General features: G+C 67.5%; 20 protein-coding genes, 1 tRNA gene and 2 pseudogenes. 15 read left to right on the plus strand and 8 right to left on the minus strand.

The features are described 5' to 3' along the window. The first annotated feature begins 96 nt into the window (after positions 1–96). Together FBQ73_RS13845 and FBQ73_RS13850 are read left to right on the plus strand one after the other, a co-directional pair. A complete protein-coding gene (locus FBQ73_RS13845; RefSeq protein ID WP_138400062.1) occupies positions 97–1269 on the plus strand; it encodes a vWA domain-containing protein in 1173 nt (390 codons plus the stop codon). Beyond that, entirely contained in the window at positions 1266–1844 is a 579-nt protein-coding gene (locus tag FBQ73_RS13850; protein ID WP_138400063.1) for a hypothetical protein, read from the plus strand. Before FBQ73_RS13845 ends, FBQ73_RS13850 begins: the two co-directional genes overlap by 4 nt. Here FBQ73_RS13850 and FBQ73_RS13855 read toward each other — a convergent pair. Next, positions 1830–2840 carry a YcjF family protein gene (locus FBQ73_RS13855; protein WP_138400064.1) on the minus strand — a complete coding sequence of 337 codons (1011 nt, stop codon included), beginning with the start codon at positions 2838–2840 and terminating at the stop codon, positions 1830–1832. The two genes, FBQ73_RS13850 and FBQ73_RS13855, sit on opposite strands and share 15 nt — an antisense overlap. Before the next feature lie 253 nt (positions 2841–3093). Between FBQ73_RS13855 and FBQ73_RS13860 the strand changes: the two genes are divergently transcribed. From FBQ73_RS13860 to FBQ73_RS13880, 5 genes are all read left to right on the plus strand, one after another. After that, positions 3094–3825, plus strand: a complete 732-nt coding sequence (locus tag FBQ73_RS13860) for a cytochrome c biogenesis CcdA family protein (RefSeq protein WP_138400065.1) — start codon at positions 3094–3096, stop codon at positions 3823–3825. Between the two features lie 309 nt (positions 3826–4134). Beyond that, complete coding sequence (locus tag FBQ73_RS13865; RefSeq protein WP_138400066.1) at positions 4135–4866, plus strand: metal-dependent hydrolase; 732 nt, start codon at positions 4135–4137, stop codon at positions 4864–4866. A 240-nt stretch (positions 4867–5106) separates the two neighbouring features. Beyond that, positions 5107–5616: a pantetheine-phosphate adenylyltransferase gene (coaD, locus tag FBQ73_RS13870; RefSeq protein ID WP_138400067.1), complete on the plus strand. Its 510-nt coding sequence runs from the start codon at positions 5107–5109 to the stop codon at positions 5614–5616. A gap of 44 nt (positions 5617–5660) precedes the next feature. Further along, positions 5661–6221, plus strand: coding sequence for a peptidylprolyl isomerase (locus FBQ73_RS13875; protein ID WP_138400068.1), 561 nt, complete (start codon positions 5661–5663; stop codon positions 6219–6221). Positions 6222–6416: 195 nt separating this feature from the next. After that, positions 6417–6875 carry a peptidylprolyl isomerase gene (locus tag FBQ73_RS13880; protein ID WP_138400069.1) on the plus strand — a complete coding sequence of 153 codons (459 nt, stop codon included), beginning with the start codon at positions 6417–6419 and terminating at the stop codon, positions 6873–6875. 274 nt (positions 6876–7149) lie between these two features. Here the strand turns inward: FBQ73_RS13880 and FBQ73_RS13885 are convergent, their stop codons facing one another. From FBQ73_RS13885 to FBQ73_RS13900, 4 genes are all read right to left on the minus strand, one after another. After that, the gene (locus tag FBQ73_RS13885; protein ID WP_138400070.1) at positions 7150–7920 is read right to left on the minus strand and encodes a proteasome-type protease; all 771 of its coding nucleotides are present in this window, start codon (positions 7918–7920) and stop codon (positions 7150–7152) included. 104 nt (positions 7921–8024) lie between these two features. Then, positions 8025–9197, minus strand: a complete 1173-nt coding sequence (locus FBQ73_RS13890) for a GNAT family N-acetyltransferase (RefSeq protein ID WP_138400071.1) — start codon at positions 9195–9197, stop codon at positions 8025–8027. A 120-nt stretch (positions 9198–9317) separates the two neighbouring features. Then, positions 9318–10058, minus strand: coding sequence for a glycerophosphodiester phosphodiesterase family protein (locus tag FBQ73_RS13895; RefSeq protein WP_138400072.1), 741 nt, complete (start codon positions 10056–10058; stop codon positions 9318–9320). Between the two features lie 85 nt (positions 10059–10143). Next, on the minus strand, positions 10144–10608 hold the full coding sequence (locus tag FBQ73_RS13900) for a RidA family protein (protein WP_138400073.1): 465 nt from the start codon (positions 10606–10608) through the stop codon (positions 10144–10146). A gap of 142 nt (positions 10609–10750) precedes the next feature. Between FBQ73_RS13900 and FBQ73_RS13905 the strand changes: the two genes are divergently transcribed. The 7 genes from FBQ73_RS13905 to FBQ73_RS13935 all read left to right on the plus strand — a co-directional run bounded on the left by FBQ73_RS13905 (position 10751) and on the right by FBQ73_RS13935 (position 17481). Continuing rightward, entirely contained in the window at positions 10751–11572 is an 822-nt protein-coding gene (locus FBQ73_RS13905) for a cell envelope integrity EipB family protein (RefSeq protein WP_170218890.1), read from the plus strand. A 29-nt stretch (positions 11573–11601) separates the two neighbouring features. Then, positions 11602–11892 (plus strand): acylphosphatase, encoded by a 291-nt coding sequence (locus tag FBQ73_RS13910; RefSeq protein ID WP_138400075.1) that lies wholly within the window; start codon positions 11602–11604, stop codon positions 11890–11892. A 193-nt stretch (positions 11893–12085) separates the two neighbouring features. Beyond that, positions 12086–13606 (plus strand): ArnT family glycosyltransferase, encoded by a 1521-nt coding sequence (locus FBQ73_RS13915; protein WP_138400076.1) that lies wholly within the window; start codon positions 12086–12088, stop codon positions 13604–13606. Then, on the plus strand, positions 13597–14097 hold the full coding sequence (locus FBQ73_RS13920; protein ID WP_246089702.1) for a GNAT family N-acetyltransferase: 501 nt from the start codon (positions 13597–13599) through the stop codon (positions 14095–14097). The genes FBQ73_RS13915 and FBQ73_RS13920 overlap by 10 nt, the downstream gene beginning before the upstream one ends. A gap of 249 nt (positions 14098–14346) precedes the next feature. After that, a complete protein-coding gene (locus FBQ73_RS13925) occupies positions 14347–15057 on the plus strand; it encodes a glutathione S-transferase N-terminal domain-containing protein (protein WP_138400077.1) in 711 nt (236 codons plus the stop codon). Between the two features lie 81 nt (positions 15058–15138). Continuing rightward, positions 15139–17250 carry a tetratricopeptide repeat protein gene (locus FBQ73_RS13930; RefSeq protein WP_138400078.1) on the plus strand — a complete coding sequence of 704 codons (2112 nt, stop codon included), beginning with the start codon at positions 15139–15141 and terminating at the stop codon, positions 17248–17250. Positions 17251–17389: 139 nt separating this feature from the next. After that, positions 17390–17481 (plus strand) — tRNA-Ser (locus FBQ73_RS13935). A 291-nt stretch (positions 17482–17772) separates the two neighbouring features. Here the strand turns inward: FBQ73_RS13935 and FBQ73_RS23215 are convergent. Continuing rightward, positions 17773–18021, minus strand: a pseudogene (locus tag FBQ73_RS23215) (IS3 family transposase); the annotation flags it as partial. Positions 18022–18049: 28 nt separating this feature from the next. After that, the gene (locus tag FBQ73_RS23220; protein ID WP_246089703.1) at positions 18050–18241 is read right to left on the minus strand and encodes a hypothetical protein; all 192 of its coding nucleotides are present in this window, start codon (positions 18239–18241) and stop codon (positions 18050–18052) included. A gap of 35 nt (positions 18242–18276) precedes the next feature. Here FBQ73_RS23220 and FBQ73_RS23225 point away from each other — a divergent pair. Next, positions 18277–18565, plus strand: a pseudogene (locus FBQ73_RS23225) (integrase); the annotation flags it as partial. 115 nt (positions 18566–18680) lie between these two features. Here the strand turns inward: FBQ73_RS23225 and FBQ73_RS13945 are convergent. Next, complete coding sequence (locus FBQ73_RS13945; RefSeq protein WP_138400079.1) at positions 18681–19571, minus strand: alpha/beta fold hydrolase; 891 nt, start codon at positions 19569–19571, stop codon at positions 18681–18683. Positions 19572–19739 lie beyond the last annotated feature (168 nt).

The raw sequence follows: 19739 nt of genomic DNA on the forward strand, positions 1-19739 counted from the left end.
CGCTATGGTGGAGTGCGCCGGGCAAGACGCGGACCATGCGGGTGCCGGATGCGGTGCGAGGGTCGGATGCAGGGTGCGGAGCGGGGAGACGCCTGAATGTTCATCGCCTTCTTCGAGGCGCTCAAGGCCGCCGGCGTGCCGGTCTCCGTGCGGGAGTATCTCACGCTGATGGAGGCCATGGATCGCGACGTGGCCGGCCGGCAGGTGGATGCCTTCTACTATCTTGCCCGCGCAAGCCTGGTGAAGGACGAGCGGCACCTCGACCGCTTCGACCAAGTCTTCGGCCGCTGCTTCAAGGGCCTTGAGAGCGCGCTAGGCGAGGAAGGCCATTCCATCCCCGAGGACTGGTTGAGGAAGCTCACCGAGAAGCACCTCACCGAGGAGGAGAAAGCCCAGATCGAGGCGCTGGGCGGGCTCGACAAGCTTCTGGAGACGCTGAAGAAGCGGCTGGAGGAGCAGAAGGGGCGCCACCAGGGCGGCTCCAAGTGGATCGGCACCGGCGGCACCTCGCCCTTCGGCGCCTATGGCTACAATCCCGAAGGCGTGCGCATCGGCCAGGACGGCAACCGCAACTTCCGCGCTGTGAAGGTCTGGGACAAGCGCGAGTTCAAGGACCTGGACGACACGGTCGAGCTGGGCACCCGCAACATCAAGGTGGCGCTGCGCCGCCTGCGCAAGTTCGCCCGCATCGGCGCGGCGGAGGAGCTGGACCTCGACGGCACCATCCGCGAGACCGCGCGCCAGGGCTGGCTCGACGTGCGGCTGCGGCCGGAGCGGCGCAATGCGGTGAAGGTGCTGCTGTTCCTCGACGTGGGCGGCTCCATGGACTGGCACGTGGCCCAGGTGGAGGAGCTGTTTTCCGCCGCCCGCGCCGAGTTCAAGCACCTGGAGCACTTCTATTTCCACAATTGCGTCTATGAGGGCGTTTGGAAATCCAACGCGCGGCGGGCCACCGAGCGCATCCCCCTGTTCGACGTGCTGCACACCTATCCGCACGACTACAAGCTGATCTTCGTGGGCGACGCCTCCATGAGCCCGTATGAAATTACCTATGCCAATGGCTCGGTGGAGCACAACAATGCGGAGCCGGGCAAGGTCTGGCTGGAGCGCCTCACCACCACCTATCCCAAGGCGGCGTGGCTCAATCCGGTGCCGGAACCCCATTGGGGCTATACGGAATCCATCCGTCTCATGCGCCACCTCATGGAGGGGCGCATGTTTCCCCTCACCGTCGAGGGCATCGACGCCGCCATGCGGGAGCTGACGTGAGCGCGGATGCAGGCGGGGCCGCCTATGCCTGCTTTCCCCGCCTCGGCGGTGCCGGCGTGCGGCTTGAGCTTGCCCCGCCGGTGCTGGAATACGCGGTGGGTCCCAAGGAGGGGCGTCTTGCACTGGCCGAAGTGACGTCCGTCACCCTGCGCTTCCTGCCGGCCAAGTTCGCCAACCACAGCTTCGAGATCGAGCTGTCCGGCCGCGACGGCACAAGGCTGAAGACCGGCTCCTCCTCGCGCATCTCGCTCACCGGCGTGCGCGACCAGGGGGCGGACTATGCCGCCTTCGTCCGGGCGCTGCATGGAGCGCTGGCGAAAGCGGGAAGCGGCGCCAGCTTCATCGGCGGCTATGGACCGTGGAGGTTTGCGCTGATGGTGGCGGTGGGTTTAGCTGCCCTCGCGGGGCTCGCCGCGGTGCTGGGCTTCGCGCTCAGGGAGGAGCAATGGAGCATGGCTCTGTTCCTCGGCGTCATGGGCGCATTCGTGGTCTGGCCCACGGCGCAGATGATCTGGCGCAACCGCCCGGTGCGCTACACGCCGGATGCCATTCCGGCCCACCTACTGCCGGCGTGAGGCCGCCGCCTCTTCCTCCTCGGCCTTGCGCAGCAGCCCGCCGGCCACGTCCGCAAGGCGCGGCGCGGGCAAAGCGGTGAAGGGCAGGGGGCGGGTGACGGCAATGGCCGCCAGCCCCAGCCGCGCCGTGAGCAGCCCGTTCACCACCCCTTCGCCGAGGCGGGCGGACAGCCGTGCCGCCAGCCCCTGGCCCACGATCTGCTGTACCAGGGTATCGCCGGCCGCCATGCCGCCGGTGATGGCGAGATGCCCGAGTACGTGCTTCACCAGCTTGAGCGTGCCCAGCGTGCCGGGTCGCCCGCCATAGAGCTGGGCGAGCCGGCGCATGAGGGTGACGGCGCTGTAGAGCACGAAGGCGAGGTCCACCACCGCCCGCGGCGACACGGCGGTGACCACGGACACGTTGCGCGCTGCGTCCGACACCATCTGCCGGGCGCGGGAATCAAGGCCTGCCAGCAAGGTGCGCTCGGACAGGCGCACCAGGTCCGCCCCGTCGATGATGCCGGAGAGGTGACCCTCCAGATCAGCACGGGCGCGTGCGAGCGAAGGCGTTTCCGCCGACAGGCGCAGCACGTCGCGCACCACGGCTTCGGCGAGGGTGCGATCGTCCTCAGCCAGGGCTTTCTCAGCACTGGCGCGGATGGTGTCCAGCTTGGTCAGCCGCGCCATGCCCGCCACCTCCCGCGCCACGATGGCGATGGCGGCCACCAGCAGCGCGGCGGTGAAGGCAAGTCCCACATAGCCGAGCCATTCGGCGCGGGAGAACAGGTCGCCGATGAGCTGGCTCAGGCCCACATAGGCCATCAGGCTGAGCACGCCGCCCAGCGCCGACCAGAACAGGCCGGCCAGCGACAGGCCCCAGCCACGGCTTGGCTTCGCGGCGGGCACGGGCAGGGAAAAGTCGGGCTCCACCGGTTCCCGCGGCGCCATGGTGATGGCGGCTTCGTCGAGGCGGAAGACCTGCGGCCGGCGGGGGGGAGTGCGGTCGTCGCTCATCGGCGTCAAATGTCGCTGTCGCTCATGCCCTTCAGATGTCCTCGAAGTGTGGCGGTTGCAAGCCCCTGCACCCGCCCCGGCCGGTGTCGGACCACAGCGCCGGTCGTGCTCACAAGGCGGGGAGCGCGGCGAAGTGTGGCTTGCCCGAACCTCTCCGGCGGCTCATGAGGCAAAGCAACACCAGACGGTGCGCCCATCCGGCGCCCGTCCGACCGTCACCGGATGCGCGACACAGGAGCTGCGACGAAGACCCATGGCCGACGTGACCCTGCCCGCCGCCTTCCTCGCCGGCCTTGTGAGCTTCGTCTCCCCCTGCGTGCTCCCCTTGGTGCCGCCCTACCTGTGCTTCCTTAGCGGCAGTACGCTGGACGACCTCGCCGGCGACGAGCCGGTGAAGGAAGTGGGGCGCCGCGCCATGGTGGGGGCGGTGCTGTTCGTGGCCGGCTTCAGCGTGGTGTTCGTGGCGCTGGGGGCGGGAGCCTCGGCGATCGGCGACCTGCTGCGGGCGCATCTCGACGTGCTGTCCATCATCGCCGGACTCGCCATCATCGTGATGGGGCTGAACTTTCTCGGCGTGTTCCGCATCCATCTGCTGCATCGCACCGCGCGGGCGCATGTGCATGAACCCACCGGGATCTGGGGCGCCTTCGTGATGGGCCTCGCCTTCGCCTTCGGCTGGACGCCCTGCCTCGGGCCGGTGCTGGGCGCCATCCTGGCGGTGGCGGGATCGGAGGCCACGGTTTCCAAGGGCGCGGGGTTGCTCGCGGTCTATTCGCTGGGGCTCGGCGTGCCCTTCCTGCTGGCGGCGTTCGCGGTGCGGCCGTTCCTGAAAAGCCTCGTCCACATGCGCAAGGCGTTGCCGGTGGTGGAGAAGACCATGGGCGCGCTCCTCGTGCTTACCGGCATCGCCTTCATGTCCGGCTGGATCGCCCATGCCAGCTATTGGCTCATCGAGACCTTCCCGGCGCTCTCGACGCTGGGGTGAGTGGCTTGGGCCAGTTCCGCGTGCCAGCATGGCTCAAGCACAGGTCGCGAACGCCGGTGGGCGAATTGTACCCCTGGCTTGTGGGTTCAACGCGGTTTCGAACATGAAACCGCTACGCGGTTTTGCAGAAATTGCTCGAAAGGCCGCCGCGCCGTTGCGCCATGCCGGACCTTCCGGGATACTCCGCGCCCGATCGAGTCTGGAGCCGGAACCGGCGCCAGACTTCAAGACGGAGACCGCGTGATCCGGCCAGCCTGTCCTGCATGCTGACCGGCACGTGCTTCGCGCAGCCAAGGGGCGTCCTTTCCCATGAAGATCACCTGGTTCGGCCACTCCGCGTTCCGCTTGGATTTCGCGGACAAGGCGGTGCTCATCGATCCCTTCTTCACCGGCAATCCCAGATTCCCCTCCACGGTGGAGGAGGCCACCCGCGGGGTGACGCATATCCTGCTCACCCACGGCCATTCCGACCATGTGGGCGACACCGTCTCCCTGGTGGAGGATGCGGCCGACGCCAGCCGGACCCTGCCCGTGGTGGCCAATCCGGAGCTGTGCGCCTACCTCGCCGCCAAGGGCGCCGGCAATGCCGGGCAGATGATGAACACCGGAGGCTCGCTGGATTGCGGCGGCTTCACCGTGACCATGGTGCGCGCCGACCATTCCTCGGGCGGCGACGGCAAACCCTCCGAATATCTCGGCAACCCCACCGGCCTCATCATCCGCGCCCCGGGCGAGCCCACGGTCTGGCACATGGGCGATACCGACATTTTCTCCGACATGGCGCTGATGTGCGAGATCCACCGTCCCAAGGTGGTCTTCATCCCCATCGGCGACCGCTTCACCATGGGTCCCGCCGTGGCGGCGCTGGCGGTGAAGCGCTTCCTGCCGGGGGTGGAAGTGGTGGTGCCGTGCCATTACGGCACCTTCCCCATCCTGGTACAGGACGCCTCCTTCTTCGTGCAGGCGCTGGCGGACCACCCCGTGAAGGTGGTGGTGCCCGGCCCCGGCGGCTCGTTCGACGCCAACATCACGCCGGCATAGGGCGTTTTCCAGCGACGTGGGTACCGATTCGCGAGAAGAAAACGCGTCAGCACAAAGTTCCGGAGCGATTTCTGTGAGCCAGGGCGAGCGGAAAGCGCTCCGGGGCGCAGTCTCGTCCGCCCGGCTGCATCCGCCTTTGGCGGTTGCGCCGGGGCGTGCGGACCTTTACCCCTTCCGCCCCAAGAAGGACGCCCGAAGAGGGACGCCTCAAGGAGCAGCACCCGCCATGACGAGCGCAGCATGAGCGCCCACACGCCCCGCACCGCCATTTATGGCGGCTCGTTCGATCCGCTGACCAACGGCCACCTGGACGTGGTGCGCTCCGCCTGCCGCCTCGCCGACCGGCTGGTGCTGGCGGTGGGCATCCATCCCGGCAAGGCGCCCCTGTTCTCGGCGGAGGAGCGGCTGGAGATGCTCACAGCGGTGTGCGGTCCCATCGCCGCGCAGGAGAATGCGACACTGGAGGCCATAACCTTCGGCGATCTCATCACCTCCACCGCCCAGCGGCTCGGCGCGACCCTTCTGATCCGCGGCCTGCGCGACGGCACCGACCTCGACTATGAAATGCAGATGGCGGGCATGAACGGGGTGCTCGCTCCCCATATCCAAACCGTGTTCCTGCCCGCCTCGCCGCGGGTGCGCCCCATCACCGCCACGCTCGTGCGGCAGATCGCGGCCATGGGCGGGGACGTTTCCGCTTTCGTGCCGGCTGAAGTGCTGGCGCGCCTCAAGGACAAGTTCCCGCGCTGAAGCACGGTTATCCGCCCCATAGGGGCCGTTCGCAGGAGATCTTCATGACGCGTCTTTTGGGCGGCTTCCTCGCCGCTGCCCTGCTCGCCTTCGCCGTCGCGCTGCCGGCGCAGGCGCAGACCAAGCCCGATCCGCAGAACACCCTCTTCCTCGACACGCCCTATGGCCGCGTGGTGATCCAGCTGCGGCCGGACCTTGCGCCCAAGCATGTGGAGCGCCTGAAGACCCTGACCCGCGAGGGCTATTACAACAACGTGCCATTCCACCGCGTCATCGACGGCTTCATGGCCCAGACCGGCGACGGCCAGCGCGGCGACGGCACCGGCGGCTCCAAGTATCCCAACCTGCCGGCGGAATTCTCCTCCGTGCCGTTCAAGCGCGGCGTGGTCGGCATGGCGCGGGCCTCCAACCCCGACAGCGCCAACTCGCAGTTCTTCATCATGTTCGCCGAAACCCCCAGCCTGAACAACCAGTACACCGTGGTGGGCCAGGTGGTGTCGGGCATGGAGTTTGTGGACAAGGTCAAGAAGGGCTCGGGCGGCAGCGGCGCGGTGTCCAACCCCGACCGCATCGTGAAGATGCAGGTGGCGGCGGACGCTAAGTGATAGCGGCCAAGTGAACGCGGCCAAGTGAACGCGGCCAAGTGAACGCGGCCAAGTGAACGCGGCCAAGTGAACGCCGCCAAGTGATTTGCGCTGCACCGGTCGGCTCAGCCGGCCGCCGCAGCTTTCTCAAGCCCGGCACAGCCGGGCGGACGCGGTGGCCGGACCCTCCGGCATCGCCTCGAAAGGATGAGACCCATGAGTGACGAAGTTCTGGTTCTGGAGACCACCAAGGGGCCGGTGACCATCGCGTTCCGCGCGGACCTCGCCCCCGGCCATGTGGCGCGCATCAAGGAACTGGTGTCCACCGGTTTTTATGACGGCGTGCCGTTCCACCGCGTCATCGACGGCTTCATGGCCCAGACCGGCGATCCCACCGGCACCGGCATGGGCGGTTCGGGCAAGAAGCTGAAGGCCGAGTTCAACCGCCAGCCCCACGTGCGCGGCACCGTCTCCATGGCGCGCGCGCAGAACCCCGATTCCGGCGACAGCCAGTTCTTCATCTGCTTCGGCGACGCCCGCTTCCTCGACGGCCAGTACACCGCCTGGGGCGAGGTGATCTCCGGCATGGAGAACGTGGACCTGATCAAGCGCGGCGAGCCGGTGAAGGATCCCGACAAGATCGTCTCCGCCAAGCTCGCCCCCAAGGCGGCGTGAGCGCGTCAGAGGCAACGAAGGTCGGCGTGAGCCAATCACGTGGAAAAAGGAAGGGCGCCCCAAGGGGCGCCCTTTTTCATTCCAGCGCTTGAAAGTCGTCATGGCAGGGCTTGTCCCGGCCATCCTCGCGGGTCGGCCGGGCGTCACTTTCGCTACTGCGCGCAAACTGCGCGCAAGCGGATCGGCGTGGAGGCCCGGCATAAGGCCGGGCATGACGTTGTTCTATGCTTCGGTGGCACCGGACGCATCCGGGCATGCTCCCGGCGCGCTCCCGTCACACCTCGGTGAGGCGGCGGGTGCGCATGTCCTTCAGGTAGGGCGGACGCGGGATGGAGGCGTGGGCGGAGCGCAGCGCCGCCGACCAGCGCTCGCGCAGGTCATGGAAATAAGGCTCTCCCGGCTCGACACGGTAGAGCAGCTCGGAGCGCAGCGTGTCCGGCGACACCACCATCACGTCGATGGGCAGGCCCACGCCGAGGTTCGAGCGCATGGTGGAATCCATGGAGATGAGGCTGGATTTCAGCGCGTCGGAGATTTCCATCTCATAAGACACTGCGCGATCGAGCACCGGCTTGCCGTATTTATGTTCGCCGATCTGGAGGAAGGGCGTATCCGGCGTGCATTCGATGAAATTGCCGGCGGAATAGACCATGTAGAGGCGCAGGCAGTCGCCGAGGATCTGGCCGCCGAGCAGGAACGACACCTCGAAGCTGATGCCGCTCTGCTCCATCAGCTCGCCATTGACCTTGTGCACCTGCCGGATGGCGGTGCCCACCAGCTGGGCGGCCTGAAACATGGTTCGGCAATCGCGCAACTGATGGCGCTCGCCCGCTTCGTGATCCTCGACGCCCTCGCGCAGCAGGCTCACCACCGATTGGGACACCGACAGGTTGCCGGCGGTGGCGAGGCCAAGCACATGGTGCCCCGGCTCCTCGAAGATGTGGAGCTTGCGGAAGGTGGAAATGTTGTCGAGGCCGGCATTGGTCCGGGTATCGGCAATCAGAACAAGGCCGTCCCGCACCAGGACCCCACAGCAATACGTCATCGCAAACCCCCGGTTTCGGGGCGGACTATAGCGACCGGGTACGGGGCCGGGCAACGGCGGGATGATACGCTGGCAAAAGGGACGCAAGGTGTGTCCCATTACCCTCAGTCGTGCTCTTCCTCCCGGCAGCGGCGGAAGGGGCCAAGCTCGGTGAGCACGGCGGCGTCTTCCTCCACATAGGCGCGCTCGCGCTCGAGATACTGCGCCACTGCCGCCTTCAGGCCGGGATTGACGATGTAGTGCGCGGAATAGGTGGTTACGGGCAAATAGCCGCGCGCCAGCTTGTGCTCGCCCTGGGCCCCGGCCTCCACCACCTTGAGCCCGCGGGCGATGGCGAAGTCGATAGCCTGATGGTAGCAGACTTCGAAATGCAGGAATGGGTGCTGCTCCAGGGCGCCCCAATAGCGCCCGTACAGCGTTTCTGCGCCGATGAAATTGAGCGCTCCGGCGATGTAGCGGCCCTCGCGCCGGGCCATCACCAGAAGGATGTCCTGCGGCATGCGCTCGGCCAGCAGCGAGAATAGCTCGCGGTTGAGATAGGGCGTGCCCCACTTGCGGCCGCCGGTATCCAGATAGAACATGAAGAAGGCGTCGAGGGCTTCGTCGGTCAGATCCGTGCCCGTCTGCCACTCGATGGTGATGCCGTCGGCCAGCGCCTCGCGCCGCTCCTTCTTCAGCGCCTTGCGCTTGCGTGAGGCGAGTTCTGCCAGGAAATCGTCGTAGGTGGCATAGCCGGCATTGGTCCAGTGGAACTGTCGGTCGGTGCGCGGCAGGAAGTCGAGCTGCGACAGCCCCTCCCATTCCACCTGGGTGGCAAATGTGATGTGGGCGGAAGACGCACCGCGCAGGCGAACCAGCTGCTTCAGGCCGGCGGCGAGGGCGGGCTGGCCCACCGGGTCCTGCGGATCCTTCAGCAGCAGGCGACGGCCGGTCACGGGGGTGAACGGCACCGCCACCTGGACCTTGGGGTAATAGTCACCGCCCACGCGGTTGTAGGCATCGGCCCAGCCCTGGTCGAAGACATATTCGCCGCGCGAATGGGACTTCAGATAAGCGGGCATCACCGCCGAAGGGGTGCCGTCCGGCCCGTCGACCACCAGATGCTGCGGCAGCCAGCCGGTGCGCGCGGCGGCGCAGCCCGAGCTTTCCAACGCCGACAGGAAGGCGTGGGACACGAATGGCTCCGGCCGTGCCGCGCCGCCGGCGGCGCAGGCGTCCCAGTCGGTCGGCTTGATCTCGGTGAGGGCTGGCAGGATGCGGATACGGGCGTCGGGCATCCCCCTAATTTGTGCGTTGCATCACACCCTGCCCACCGCGACAGGACGCCGCAGGCAACCTTGCGATGGGTCAGAACCACGCGCGCGATCGCTGGTCGGGGGGCGAGGCGCCCGCCCGTTTCAGGGCCGGAAGCCCTCGAATACGATCTGATCGGCGTAGCGGGCGGCGCGGGCGCGCTGGTCCTGGGTCCGCACTGTCCAGGAGAGAACCGGCATCCCGAGGGCGCGCAGGAGGCGCACAGCCGGCTTGTCGAGGTCGGCAACGCGATAGTTCACGAACTGGAATCGCGAGCGCGGCCAGTGCAGCAGGTTTGCGAGGACGAAGCCGCGCGCGGGGCTGATGTGCTGCCACTCCGGCCCGTAACGGCCTTCCGCCACGATGCCCCGCGCCACGCCGGGGGCGCGGGCGCGCACCACCTCCAGCATCTGCGGATCAAAAGACATCAGCGCCGCCGGGCCGTCGTATTCCGCCACCAGGTCCGCCGCGCGGGCGGCGAGGCGGGTATCGCCGGAAAAGCTGCTCTTGATCTCGATGACGAGGGGCACCCGCCCCGCCACCCGTTCCAGAAGCTGGGGCAGGGTGAGGATCAGGTCGCCGGTGCCACGGAAGGCGATGGCGCCAAGCTCCGCCGCCGTGCGGTTGGCCAGCGGGCCTTGGGCGTCGGTGAGACGATCGAGGGTGAAATCGTGGAATACCATGGCCTCGCCGTCGGCGCTGGCCTGCAGGTCCAGCTCGATGGCGTAGCCGGCGGCGATGGCGGCATCCATCGCCGCGCCGGCATTCTCGATGATGCCCCGAGCCGCATCATGCAGTCCGCGATGGGCGACAGGACGCGCCGTCAGCCAGCTCAGGTCGCCCATTCGCGTGTCCCGCCGTTCGGCCTCAAGCTTGTGCGGCGCTTGAGCGTACCCACTTGGCATCGGTCGAAGACCGAGGCTGATGGTGTCAGGCCACTTCCACGATGGCTTCTACTTCCACAGCCGCGTCGAACGGCAAAGCCGCGACGCCAACGGCCGAGCGCGCGTGGCGGCCCTTGTCGCCAAGCACTTCCACGAAGAAGTCGGAGCAGCCGTTCACCACCTTCGGCTGGTCCAGGAAATCGGGGGCGGAGTTCACGAAGGCGACCAGCTTCACCACCCGCACCACCTTGTCGAGGTCGCCGATGGCGGCCTTCACCTGGGCCAGGATGTTGATGGCGCAGAGCTTGGCGGCCTCGCGTCCGGCCTCGATCTCCACTCCTGCGCCGAGCTTGCCGGTCGCGATCTTGCCGGCACCGTCGATGGAAACCTGGCCGGAAACGAACAGCAGGTTGCCGGTGCGCACCACGGGGACATAATTGGCGAGCGGCGGCGTCGGCGTCGGCAGGGTGATTCCGAGTTCGGCCAGCTTCGCGTCGATGGGCGAGGTCATGCGGGGCTCCTGTCCCGTGCGGAGCTTTGCCACACGGTGTGCGCAATTGGGCCTTCCTCTTCGCCGAACCGCAGCGCCCGTGCAAGCTGGTAAGGCGGCGCAGGCGCGGGCTCTCGGGGCCGCGCAGGAGGAGTTTTTGACCATGCAGTTTTGTTCGCGCCTCGCCTTCGTTGCGGTTCTCGCGGTTTTCGGCCTGGGCGCGGCCTCGGCGGGGGCCGTGCCACTGCTCCCCCACAAGGCCACCTACCGGCTCTCCCTCGACGGCTCCAAGCCGTCGGGCCAGCTGGAGGAGATGAACGGGCTGATCCAGTACGAGATCACTGGGGACGCCTGCGCCGGCTATTCCACGCTCACCCGGCAGGAGAGCCTGGCCTCCACGGGGGAGGGCAGTCCGCTTCGCCAGGCGGTGACATCCAAGGCGTGGGAGGACGGGGCGGCGCAGGCCTACCGCTTCCTCTCCACCTCCACTGGCGACGATGGGGACGAGAAGATCGAGGCCAGCGTGGAGCGACAGGGACGCGATGCCCTCAAGGTCACCGTGACCCAGCCTGCCGCGCGCACCCTCGACCTGAAGGGCGACATCCTGCTGCCCACCGAGCATGTGAAGCGGGTGCTCGCCGCCGCGGCTGCCGGGGAGAGTGTGCTGGAGGCGAAGGTCTATGATGGCGCCAACGACCCGGCCAAGGTTTACGAGACCCTCGCCGTGGTGGGCCGCCCGAGCACCGACGAGAACCGTATCGCCGCCCCGGCGAAGGACAGCCTGGCCGGCCGCACCTTCTATCCGGTCACCATCAGCTATTTCGAGACCGGCGGGGTGGATCGCGCGCCGGCCTATGTGATGAACATGCAGCTCTACGACAACGGCGTCGTGGGCAGCCTCAAGATCGATTACGGCAAGTTCGCCCTGGTCGGCGCCATGTCTACCTTCGAGGCGCTCAAGGCGCCCGGCGGTTGCGCCAACTGACGGCGGGCGGGTTTCATCAAGAGGTTGCCATGCGGTACGTGCACGTGATGCTGCGCGGGCGGGTGCAGGGCGTCGGCTATCGCGCCTGGTGCGCCCGCACGGCCGAGGCACAGGGCCTGAAAGGCTTCGTGCGCAACCGCCGAGACGGGGCGGTGGAGGCGGTCTTCGCCGGTGCGGACGCAGTGGTGGAGGCCATGTTGGACGCCTGCCGCGCCGGACCGCCCGGGGCGCGGGTGGACGACATGCTGGTGCATGAGGTGTCCGACACCGCGCTTGCCGCCGGTGGGCGGGAGCGATTCGCAGTGCTGGAGACGCTTTAAAAGCATCGGGGCAGGGCAGGGCGACCGCTGCTCCGTGCCTGCGTTGCCGGCAGTGTTGCCGCCCGGTGACCATTCCCCAACGGTACCCGATCCGATTCCCGCGATGAGGCGTCCAATCCCCGGTCCAGCCTTTCCCCAAGGTGGCGCCGGCTGGCGGGCGCGGCTATAGAGGCCCGCGCATCAGGAGTGTCCCGTGACTGCAACCTATCTTCATCGGGAGACCGAGGCCGCAGCGCCGAAGGACGTTCCGTTCTGGGCGCGTCAGGAGGGTGTGGCGGTCATCCTCGGCATCTACATGGTGCTGCACGCCCTCATCGCCACCGTGTTCGAGATCGCCGTCAATCCGGACGACGCCATCGAGAGCTATCTCGTCCAGTCGCTGGAACTGTCCTACGTCCCGCGCAACCCGCCGTTCTTCGACTGGCTGCTTTGGGGCCTCCAGCAGGTGCTGGGCACCGATCGCCTCTCCTTCGCGGTGCTGCGCTACACGCTGCTGTTCGCCTGCGCCATGCTGGTCTATCGCGTCGCCCGCCGGGTGATCGCGGAGCCGCGGCTGCAGGCCCTGGCCACCTTCTCGCTCTCGGCCATCTGGGTGATCGGCTATCACAGCCACCGCATCCTCACCCATTCCAACGTGATGATTGTGGCCATTGCCGGCGCCTTCCTCACGGTCATCGCCCTCGCCCGCAGGCCGTCCACCGGCCTTTATGCGGGGCTCGGCGCGTGGATCGCGGTGGGCATGCTGGGCAAGTTCGGCTTCGCCGCCTTCCTTGGCGTGCTCATCGTTGCCTGCCTCATGGAGCCCACCTATCGGCGGGTGATCCTCGACCGGCGCATCCTCATCAGCCTTCTCGTCGCGGCGGTGCCCCTCGGCATCTATGGCCTTGCGCTCTGGCACTTCGGGCACAATGTGGCCAGCGCCACCGCCCAGACCATCGGCGCCACCGGCGCGGGCTGGGACGATGTGTTCGCCACCGCCATCGCGGCGCTGGCCGGCTACGTGCTGCCCCTCGCTATCCTGATGGCGGCGGTCTTCCTGCCCTTCAACCGGGGCGAGGGAGCCCTGCCGGACGACCCGGCGCGTGGCGCCCCCCGGCGGGTGCTGCGCACGGTGATCGTGCTCGGCATCGTGGTCACGTTCATCACCACCTTCGCAGTGGGCACCACCAACCTGCGCGACCGCTATTTCCACGTCTTCCTGCTGCTGCTGCCGGTCTATCTGTTCGCGGAGCTGGAGCGTCTCGGCGGCTGGCGGCCTCGGGTGAAGCTCTATCTCGGCCTGCTCGCCGCCCTCGCCGTGGGGGTGATGGCGGTGCGTGTTGCGGTTCCCCTGTGGCCCGATCCGCGGCTGTGCGGGCGCTGCGTCTCGGCCGAGCCGCTGTACAAGATGAAGCTCGGCGTCGCCATGAAGCTCGGCACGTCGCCAACCCTCGTCGCCGACGACCGGTTCTCGGCCGGGCGCCTGCGCGCCGCGATTCCCGGGGCGCGGGTGGTGGTTTGGTACCCCGATCAATATCGCCCGCCATCGCGGCCGACCACGGGCTGCGCCCGCATTACCGGCATCGCCAACGGCCTGCCCATGCTGCTGTTGCCGCCGCCGGACAAGAACACCCTCGAAATGGCGGTGAAATGGTGGTCGCCCGCCATGAACCCCCACCGCTGGAGCGACTGGCAGATGACCGTCCTTCCGCCGGATGATCCCCTGTGCCGCTGACCGACCCCGCTGCCGACCCGGTCGCCGGCATCCTGATCCGCCCGGCGCGATCCGACGACCTGCCCGCGCTGATCGCCCTGTTCGCCGCCGATGCCCTCGGCGGCCACGGCGATACCTGCGATGCGTCCGCGCTGGACGCTTACCGTGCCGCCTTCGACGCCATCGCCGCCGATCCGCGGGGGGGCCTCTATGCGGCCGAACTCGACGGCCGGGTGGTGGGCACGTTCCAGCTCATCCTGGTACGCAGCCTGCCGGGGCGGGGCGCCCTGCGCGCCTTTCTGGAGGCGGTGCAGGTGGATGAGGCGCTGCGCGGCCGCCGCATCGGCGAGGCCATGGTGCGCTTCGCCATGGCCGAAGCCGGCCGGGCCGGGGCGCAGAGCTTGGCCCTAACCTCCAACAAGGTCCGTACCGATGCCCATCGATTCTACCGCCGGCTGGGCTTTGCCAGCTCGCACGAGGGTTTCAAGATCGCACTTCCTCCCAACGGGTGATGACCGCGCATCCTCACCGTTGGGCCGTGTCCGCGCCGCACCCGAGCGAAACCCTTCCGGCGCTAGCCGGAGAGCCGACCGGGCCAGAACCCGGCACTGCCGGGTTTGGCCGGGCCTCTTGCCCTCGGCCCGGCTCCTGTCTACCTCTACGCTGCGGCCGTGGGACCGGCCTCTGACACGAAGATGAGAGCCCGATCGACCTGAGGATCGCGAGACGATCCAAATGGCAACGGGCTCTGGGAGCGCATCATGGCCGCAGTCCAGTCTTTGCCGATCGAGCTTTTCTATTGGCCGACCCCCAACGGATGGAAGATCACCATCATGCTGGAGGAGTGCGGGCTGCCCTACGAGGTCAAGCTCGTGAACATCGGCAAGGGCGACCAGTTCAAGCCGGATTTCCTCGCCATCTCGCCCAACAACAAGATGCCGGCCATCATCGATCCGGACGGGCCGGACGGCCAGCCCATCTCGGTGTTCGAATCCGGCGCCATCCTCCAGTATCTCGGCCGCAAGACCGGTCTGTTCTACCCCGTCGACGCGCGCGGCCAGGTGGAAGTGGACCAGTGGCTGTTCTGGCAGATGGGCGGCCTTGGCCCCATGGCGGGGCAGGCACACCATTTCCGCATCTATGCGCCGGAAAAGATCCCCTACGCCATTGAGCGCTATACCAACGAAGTGCACCGGCTCTACGGGGTGATGAACACCCGGCTGAAGGACCGCGAGTATCTCGCCGGCGACTATTCCATCGCCGACATCGCCTGCGTGGGCTGGGCCAAGCTGTGGGAGAGGCAGGGTCAGCACATTGAGGAGTTTCCCCATCTCAAGGGGTGGCTGGAGCGCGTCCTGGCCCGTCCGGCGGTGCAGCGGGGCCTTGCCGTGAATGCAGAGGAGCGGGCCAAGGTGGACCTCTCCAAGGACAAGGACGCCCAGAGCGTGCTGTTCGGCCAGCGCGCCCGCTGACGTTGGGTCTGCCGTCAAACACCGCGTAAGCCGGCAATGCTATAAGGGTGGTGTCGACTGATTCCGCGGCAAGGAGCGCCCATGGCCGAGGACGAGCGCGCCGCATTATCCCGCGCCACCACATTGCATCGGGAGGGGCGCCTCGACGAGGCGCTCGAAATCTACAGCCGCCTCCTGAAGGCGCGGCCTGGGGTGTTCGAAGTGGAACGCCTCTACGTCTTCGCTCAGCTGCAGGCCGGGCGGGTCAAGGAGGCCCACGCCGCCGCCCGCCGGGCCAAGCTTGGCCACCCCCGCAATCCCCATGCCCATGTGCTGTTCGGCGCCACGCTTCAGGCCGAACACAAATGGGAACGCGCGCTCGCCGCCTTCGCGGCGGCCACCAAGCTTGATCCGGGCCTGGTGGAGGCGCGCTATCTCGCCGGCAACATGCTCGCAAATCTCGGCCGCAACGCCGAGGCGGTGGCGCATTTTGACACCGCGCTGACCCTTGATCCCCGCGCGGTGGAAGCCCTCGTCAATCGGGCGAAGGTGCGGGTGCGCCTGGGCCAGAGCGCCGAAGCGCTGGCCGATTTCACCCGACTGGCCGAACTCCAGCCCAGGGAGCACGCCCATTTCCTGGCCAAGGGTGCGCTGCTGCACGATTTGGGCCGCAGCGCCGAGGCCGCGCAGGCGGCCATGGCCGCCCTCCAGCTCAAGCCGGATTCGGCGGATGCGCATTTTCTGGTCGGCCAGACCTTCCGGGCCGCCGGAGACCTCCCCGCCGCACGCAACGCGTTCCGCGTAGCGCTGGCTGCGGATCCGGACCGGCCAGCCTTCCAGCTGGCATTGGCGCGCATCGAGCGCGAATTGGGCGCGGCCGAAAGCCCATCGGTCCCGAGTGATCCGGCGCCCGATGCGGAGGCGACTCAACAGGGGCTGGAGCCGGCCGACGCTCAACACGCCTCCGCCGATCTCGACGGAACCTTGGCTGCCGCGCCAGCCGACGAGGCAGCGCCCGCCACCGAGCCGGCTGAGCCGTCGCCCGACCTTGCTTCAGCCATTCCCGCCGCCGAGCCGCCGGCGTTCGATCCCAGCCCGCCAGCTTTGGACGTTGTTCGCTCCGGCTCGGAACCGGATCTGCCACCGGACGCTGTCCACCCCGACGTCGAAAGCCTTCCGGTGGCGGAATTCGCCGCGCCCGAGCCGGATGCGGTCGGCCGCGAGCCGCCAACCCCTGAATCCCTGCGCCTGAGGGCTCTCGATGCCCTCGCCGAAGGACGCTGGCAGGAGGGCTGGACCGGCCTTGATGCCAGCGCGACCAGCGACGCGTCCGCGCAAAAGCCGCTGCCTCTGCCCCATTGGGACGGGGCGGAGATGCCGTCGCTGCTGATCGTGACGGCGGAGGGCGAGCTTGCCGACCTGATCCTGTTCGGCCGCCTGCTGCGCCTTTTGGCCGACCGGAGGATTCCCGCGCGCCTGCTGGCGGAGGCCGGCCATGTGCCGCTGCTCTCGCGCATCGACGCACGCATTCCGGTGGCCAGCGACCTTGCCGGCGTGGACGTGCGCGACGCAAACCTGCGCTGGGCGCCCCTCGGCAGCCTGCCGCGGCTCATGGCGCAGGATCCGCAGGGGTGGCCGCAGCCGCCCTACCTCCTTGCCGATCCCGCGCGCATCGCTCGTTGGCGGGAAATGCGGCCCGAGGGGTTCGCGGTGGGGATCGCCTGGAACGGCGATCTCGCCCTGCTTTCCGCCTTCTCTGCCCTGGCCTCGCTTGAGGGCGTCGCGTTGGTGAGTCTCGAAACGCGCGGAGAGGCGGAAGCGGAGCTGGCCGCCACCCGGTTCGGCGGGCAGGTAACCCGCCTTGGGCCGGGCTGGGACGTGGACGGCAGTTTCACCGATACGGCGGCTCTCATCCAGCACCTCGACATGGTGGTCACAGGGGAGGGGCCCGTGGCCCATCTCGCCGGGGCACGGGCCCGGCCGGGCCTCGTCGCCATCGGTCCCACGGCGCATTGGTGCTGGGGTCGGGAGGCCGGCACTACTGCGTTCTATCCCTCGCTCACCCTGGTCCGCGCCGCCCACCCCAAGGACTGGTCTGACGTAGCGGCAGGCCTTGCTGCCGGGGTTGCTGCCAGCCGGTCCACGATGCGTTCCACGGCCAATGTCGCGACCCACGCTACCCCTGTGGCCGCGCGGCGCCAGGCTGCGCTCTGATCGCGGCGGGGCCGGCCTTGCACCGGCCCCGCGTCGCACGTCAGGGCTGGATCATTCGCGCGGGCGTCACATTTCCGGAGGGATACCGCGCCGGATGCCTTGCCAAGGCCGCGGCGGTTCGGCATAGGAGGGGCGTGCTGGAGACGTGGCCGAGAGGCTGAAGGCACTCGTTTGCTAAATGAGCAGACCCCCAAAAGGGTCTCGAGGGTTCGAATCCCTCCGTCTCCGCCATTTATTTCTCCGCCATTTATTTCCTGTATATTATTGATATTATTGAAGAATTTTGAAGACTGTAGGGCTCAATCCCACCACCAACCCCACTGTTTGACAGTGGCTTCTATGGGATTGGCTCGGACGGGGCGGGACTCTACCGCCCTTTCGGAATGCAAAAAGGGGCCGCCCAGTGGGTAGCCCCTTCAAGTGATCGGCCCAACTCAATCGACGAATCAGTGTCTTGGAATGGCTGGCGTGACGGCGCTTGTGGGAACCGGCTTGATCGAGGGCTGAACCGCCCCTAGTTATCTAGACGCCCTGTGCTTTCGCTTTGTGCTGGCGTTCGAACTCGACGGGCGACAGCATGCCGTTCCGCGCGTGCTTGCGGGTCGGATTGTAGAACATCTCGATGTAGTCGAACACGTCGGCTCGCGCTTCATCCCGCGTGCTGTAGACCCTGCGCCGGATCCGCTCGCGCTTGAGCAGATTGAAGAAGCTCTCGGCCACCGCGTTGTCGTGGCTGTTGCCGCGGCGGCTCGTCGAGGGCTCCAGATCGTGATGCGATGCTCAGCGATGAACGCGTATTTCACTTTGCGTCCTTGGCGAAGTACGCGGGCGTTTCTTTTAGGATGTCGCGCTCCTCCGTCACCTGCTGCAGTTCGCGCTTCAGCCGGCGGACCTCAGCGGCCTGCTCGTCATCGCGGGCCGCAGCCGGCTTCGCGTATCGCTTCCTCCACTCGTAGAGCGAGTATTTTCTGATCCCCAGCCGCGCTGCCACCTCCGTAACCCGATAGCCCCGTGATCTGGCGCGCAAAGGGAAGCGACTGGCATTGGCCGAGCCGCAGCCATAGTGGAGGACACGTCACCACCAGGCAGTACGGACGTCTCGTCGACCAATGGGGTCAGCCTGATCGGCCTCAATCCAACGGATTACGGCACGCACAGTCTGCGACGAACAAAAGTCTCCATCTTCTAAAAGAGAACCGGAAATCTCCGTGCCTGCCAACTCCTGCCCGGCCATACCAAGCTCGAAAGCACCGTGCGGTATCTCGGGATCGAGGTCGACGATGCCTTGAGCCTATCGGAGCAAACGGAGACCTGACCTTTGGCACCCGCGATCGAGTGGTTGCCGGTGCCGCTGACCCGAGACCGACATCCAGCGCGTCCGCTATGGGGGTCCCCCACTCCATAGCCTTGGACTTGGGCCGACATGGGTGTCAGGCTAGGAAGCCTCTGAGCTGGGCGAGCAGTTCGCCCGGTGCCTCCTCCGGCAAATAGTGGCCGCAAGGCAGGCTGCCGCCGCGCACGTCCAGAGCCTTCTCGCGCCAGGTGGCAAGCACATCGTAGGTGGAACCCACCACTCCCTTCGCGCCCCACAGCGCGAGGAGGGGAACGGCAATTTTCGCGTCCGCGTCCGCCGCATCATGCGCAAGGTCGATCCCGGCCGATGCGCGATAGTCCTCGCAAACGGCGTGCAGGGTCTCGCGCGTATAGCACCGCCGATACTCGGCAAAGGCGGCGGGATCGATAGCGCCGGGCGTCTTGTTCTGCTTGGCGATGTGGGTCTCGACATAGAAGTCGAGATTGTTGCCGATCAGCGTCTCAGGCAGCGGCGCCGGCTGGATGAGGAAGAACCACCACATATAGCGGGTCGCGAAATCCTTCGTCACCTTGGCGTACATGGTAGCGGTGGGGGCGATGTCGAGCACTGCAGCCTTCGTCACGGCATCGGGATGGTCGAGCAGCAGGCGGTGCAGCACGCGCCCGCCGCGGTCGTGCCCGACCGCGGCGAAGCGGGGAAAGCCGAGCTGCCGCATCACCTCCATCTGGTCGCGTGCCATTTCCCGCTTGGAATAGCCCGCGTGATCCGGCCCGCCGTCGGGCTTCGAACTGTCGCCGTAACCGCGCAGGTCGGTGATGACAACGGTGAAATTACCTGCCAGCGCCGGCGCCACCTTGTGCCAGCAGACCATCGTCTGCGGATGACCATGCAGCAGCAGGAGCGGCGGTCCGCTGCCGCCAACCACGGTGTTGATCTCGGCGCCCGAGGTCTTGATGCGCTGCTGGCGGAAGCCGGGAAGGAGCCTGGTAATGCCGGTGTCGTCCATGGGTCCGGTCTCTGTGGAGAAGGCTGTCCGCGGCAGGAGGCCGGCGCCCACCATGCCGGCAATCGAGGCGCCGGTGGAGAGGAGATTTCGGCGCGACAGGCGGTCCGGCCTGGTTTCAGGCGCGTTGGTGCGAGTGGTCATCGGAGTTTGCTCCCTGGTTCTGCTTCG

Source organism: Xanthobacter autotrophicus, assembly GCF_005871085.1.
GTDB classification, from domain to species: Bacteria; Pseudomonadota; Alphaproteobacteria; order Rhizobiales; family Xanthobacteraceae; genus Xanthobacter; species Xanthobacter autotrophicus.